This window comes from Leptolyngbya sp. FACHB-36 (assembly GCF_014695955.1).
Lineage (GTDB): Bacteria > Cyanobacteriota > Cyanobacteriia > Leptolyngbyales > Leptolyngbyaceae > FACHB-36.
In genome coordinates this window covers 1-3,758 of record NZ_JACJPG010000364.1, presented here as the reverse complement: position 1 = coordinate 3,758, position 3,758 = coordinate 1, and the positions used below count along the sequence as shown (strand labels likewise).

Genomic DNA, 3,758 nt, shown 5'->3' with positions numbered 1-3,758 from the left:
TCGATCGTGGTAGCCGTCCCGATATTGGAGCCTATGAGAATGCACCCGCGATCGCTCAATCCGACACGGCTAGAGTTCGGCGGGGAGGCAGCGTCACCATTCCCGTTCTGGCAAATGACTACGACACCGATGGCGATAGCTTTACGATCGTTAGCTACAGCAATCCTCTAGGTGGCACTCTAACGCAGAATTCAGATGGTAGCTTTACCTACCGGCATCGCTCCAGCTTGCCCTTTGCCCTTCCTCGCGATACGTTCACCTACACGATTACGGACGGCAAAGGCGAAACCAAAACTGCCACCGTACAAATTAGTGTTGCTTAATCCAGTTAGCTCGGAGGGTGTTCGAGAAGCTGCAAATACACCCTCATTCTCTAATCCTGATGCTAGTTTTGCTCAGGTTTCGCATTGGGTAGAGCAAATCTTCCTACCCCCTCAAAGATTGAAACGCTGGAGCAGTCACAGGCAAGCCACTGCAATATATCCGACAAAAGCTAGAAGTCATTAGACTGCTGCTGAACTAAATTTTATACAAGGGAACAGGCTACAAAGTAATCTTTCACCTTACTAAGAGCGCCTTTAGTGTGACTGCACGATCGCCTGTAGCCAACGCTATATGCCCCAAGCAATACATTAACTAAAGTCGTAAAAGGCGATCGCAGGCAGCTAAAATTATGGACCACGTTTTAAGCCTAAATACGCTGATTGAAGTTTTGCTGGGCATTAGCCTCAGTGTTGCTGCAGGCTTTAGAGTATTCGTCCCGCTGCTAGTGCTCAGTGGAGCTTCGGTTCTGGCTCACCTGAATTTACCAACCGATTTTGACTGGCTAGAAACGCCCCAAACCTTCGCGGTATTTGCCATTGCTTGTAGCCTAGAAATCGTCGGCTACTATATCCCCTGGCTCGATCATCTGCTGGATCTCGTCTCCACTCCGGCAGCCATCATCGCTGGCACGGTCGTTGCCGCCTCCCTGACTCCAGACATTAACCCGATCGCGCAATGGACGCTGGCGATCGTAGCGGGGGGAGGAGCTGCTGGGCTAACAAAAGGCGTCATGAACCTCCTGCGCCTTACCTCAACCGCTGCATCTGGGGGTCTAACAAATCCAATTCTGGCAACGATTGAGCTAGTGCTTGCGATCACCCTTTCGGTTTTGGCGGTAACTTTACCCCTGGTTGCAGGCGTCGTGGTGCTTGTGCTTCTGGTAATTGCCGTGCAGCGCATTGCAGCATTATTCTCATCCCTGCGATCGCGACGAGTCACAACTCCTGACCCACAGTGATTCTCAAGCGAATCAGCTACCCAGCATCGCTGCAAGAAGCTGTGCAGTGGCATGTCACCTCAGCTTAGCTCGCCCCAAGCGAGTCGCTTAGCCTGCGGTAACTGACCGATCGGGTGAAGTAGCGCCAGAACCTGCGATGGTAGGCTTCCTGCATCTAAACATGCTCTAGTGCATTTGGGGAGTGGAGACATGGGTCTTTCTCCATTCCCCTATTCTTGTTTACGGGAGCGCAGTCGGTGTAAGGATCGTGCCCTTCTCGCAGCCGTTGCGGTTGACAGGTGAAAATTTATGGCAGTCCAGGTCAAACGGCAACGAGCAGCTCAGGCGAAAGGCACTGACCCCATAGACGCCATTTTGGAGTGGATCACTCGCAAGGGAGCCTCCCTCCAACAGTTTAAGATGCCAGCAGAATCGGCGGACTATCAAGCGTGGCGACATCGCTTCATGAACGATCGGCTGCGGGTAGTGCTGAAATGGATCATTATTCCGTGTGTTCTGACCCTTCTAGCGCAGAATATCTACATCATTGTTTTCAACGCGGAGCAGTTCAATAGCGATGTTGCTAAGCTGTATGGTCCAACTGTTGTCGAGCAGTTTAGAAACGTAAACCTTGCTCTGATTCCAGGCATTTTAGTTCCGCTGGTAGTCTGTCTAATCATGCAGCGCACCCAGTGGGGACAGCGCCATCCCGCCGCAATTTTTTTGAGCATTTCCTGGTCTCTGACACTGAGCGAACAACTCATCTGTACGCTCTTTGGGCTGCCTGCTCCTCCAGGTTGGACAATGGAATTCCTGGGAACAGCCCTGATGATTCCGCTGTGTTGGCGGCTGCATCTTGTCGCCCAGCTTGTGCCGATCGCCTACTACGTGGTGGTCTACCCGCTGTTGGGGATAACCAAGATCGGCACCCGGTCTATTTATGATTCTTACGCGATCGGTGCCATTCTTAGCGTGTTCTGGGTGTGCCTGATTTGCGACCTAGCTGTATATATGTATGAGCGGCTAAAACGGTCTGAGTTTGAGTCACAGCGCCAACTACGCGTGTTTCTGCACTCGGTCTCCCACGATCTAAAAACGCCTGTGATGGGCACGTCGGTTGTGCTACAAGGGCTGTTGGAAACGGCAAAGCGCAAGGGAAACGGAGAGAAAATTGGGGTCGATCACATTCTGCTGGAACAGCTTCTTGAAGGCAGCGATCGTCAACTCGAACTGATTGACTCGCTGTTGAATGCGTATCGCGCTGAAGCTCAAGGAATCCTGCTCTCCTGTGAACCACTGACGCTATCGTCAGTGCTGGATACCGTTTTATGTGATTTGTCATCGCTGCTGGTGCAGAACCGGATTCAAGTGATGAATCATATCCGATCGGATCTGCCGCTTGTTCATGGCGATCGCACCCAACTGTGGCGCGTCTTTAGCAACCTGATCTCGAACGCGCTGAAGCACAACCCATCGGGCGTCACGTTGACGCTGGAGGCAGAGGTTTGCTGGCAGCCAGGGAAAGAGCAATTCGGCTTCGGCGATCGTCCAGTCCGCCAACCCACCTTCCCCACCATTCTCTGCCGCATCCGCGACAGCGGCATCGGGATTCCTGTAGAGCAGCAATCGCGTCTTTTTGATCTCTACACCCGCGGAAGCCGTGCCCGATATATGCCTGGAATTGGGCTGGGGCTATATTTGTGTCGGCAAATTATAGCCGCTCACGGTGGCGAAATAGGTGTCATTAGCCAACCTGGAGAAGGGGCGACCTTCTGGTTTACGCTGCCGATCTATCAGCCCGACGCTGAGGGCGGTCAGATCGATCAGCCTCCACTGCCCTTTGCCTTGTAGCCCGCTTTCACCAGAAACTCGACAATCTTCTGCTTGTGATCGCCCTGGATCTCGAGCTCGTTTTCTTTAGCCGTGCCGCCCGCCCCACAGAGCGTTTTGAGCTTCTTCAGCAAATCCGCCAGCGTTTCTGGACTTGCCTGAAAGCCGCGAACGATCGTGACCGTTTTACCTTTGCGCCCGCTCCGGGAGGTTTCAACGCGCACCTGTTGCTGATTCGCTGGCAAATCGGGTACCGATCGCTTGAGCGCTTCGCTATTGGTGGCGTTGCCGAACTCAGAGTAGACTGCACGGTCTTTGCCAGATTTTGAGGAATTGGACGATGACATGGCAGAGGTTAAACGTTATATGTTCTACCTTACCGGGGAATTGGCAGGTCAATGCATGAGAGCACCTGCGGTCTAAACTACAGTCAAACGAGCATCCGAGCGTCACGAACGTTCATCTAGCCTCAGCTCGATCGTGATGCCGCGCAGATTGGGATCTGGGTTCGCGTCGAGATAGGTGCGTTTAAGCTGCTGAAATGCGCTTAGGTAGCGAAACCCTGTCACTAGCTGTTCCCAACTGGGCGTTTTGCTAAATTTAATTCCCTGCTGTTTCGCGGCTGAACGACAGGTTTTGTAGGAGCCATATTTGTGCAGTAGCTCCG

The 3,758-nt window shown here is 52.8% G+C and carries 4 protein-coding genes and 1 pseudogene; 3 read left to right on the top strand and 2 right to left on the bottom strand.

All coding sequences use genetic code 11. The features are described 5' to 3' along the window. The 3 genes from H6F43_RS10260 to H6F43_RS10250 form a co-directional block, all read left to right on the top strand. A partial coding sequence (locus H6F43_RS10260) for an Ig-like domain-containing protein (protein WP_190342683.1) occupies positions 1-323 on the top strand: 323 nt, incomplete at its 5' end. Positions 324-673: 350 nt separating this feature from the next. Next, a complete protein-coding gene (locus H6F43_RS10255; RefSeq protein ID WP_190342682.1) occupies positions 674-1,282 on the top strand; it encodes a DUF4126 domain-containing protein in 609 nt (202 codons plus the stop codon). Positions 1,283-1,570: 288 nt separating this feature from the next. Next, positions 1,571-3,112 (top strand): HAMP domain-containing sensor histidine kinase, encoded by a 1,542-nt coding sequence (locus tag H6F43_RS10250; RefSeq protein ID WP_190342681.1) that lies wholly within the window; start codon positions 1,571-1,573, stop codon positions 3,110-3,112. On the opposite strand, the gene H6F43_RS10245 is transcribed toward H6F43_RS10250, so the two are convergent. Further along, a complete protein-coding gene (locus H6F43_RS10245; protein WP_190342680.1) occupies positions 3,085-3,438 on the bottom strand; it encodes a translation initiation factor in 354 nt (117 codons plus the stop codon). The two genes, H6F43_RS10250 and H6F43_RS10245, sit on opposite strands and share 28 nt — an antisense overlap. A 102-nt stretch (positions 3,439-3,540) precedes the next feature. Further along, a pseudogene (locus H6F43_RS10240) lies at positions 3,541-3,758 on the bottom strand (hypothetical protein); the annotation flags it as partial.

Excerpts from the sequence above, each read along its gene's own strand:
- H6F43_RS10245 (WP_190342680.1), bottom strand. The coding sequence starts at position 3,438 with ATGTCATCGTCCAATTCCTCAAAATCTGGCAAAGACCGTGCAGTCTAC.
- H6F43_RS10250 (WP_190342681.1), top strand. The coding sequence starts at position 1,571 with ATGGCAGTCCAGGTCAAACGGCAACGAGCAGCTCAGGCGAAAGGCACT.
- H6F43_RS10255 (WP_190342682.1), top strand. The coding sequence starts at position 674 with ATGGACCACGTTTTAAGCCTAAATACGCTGATTGAAGTTTTGCTGGGC.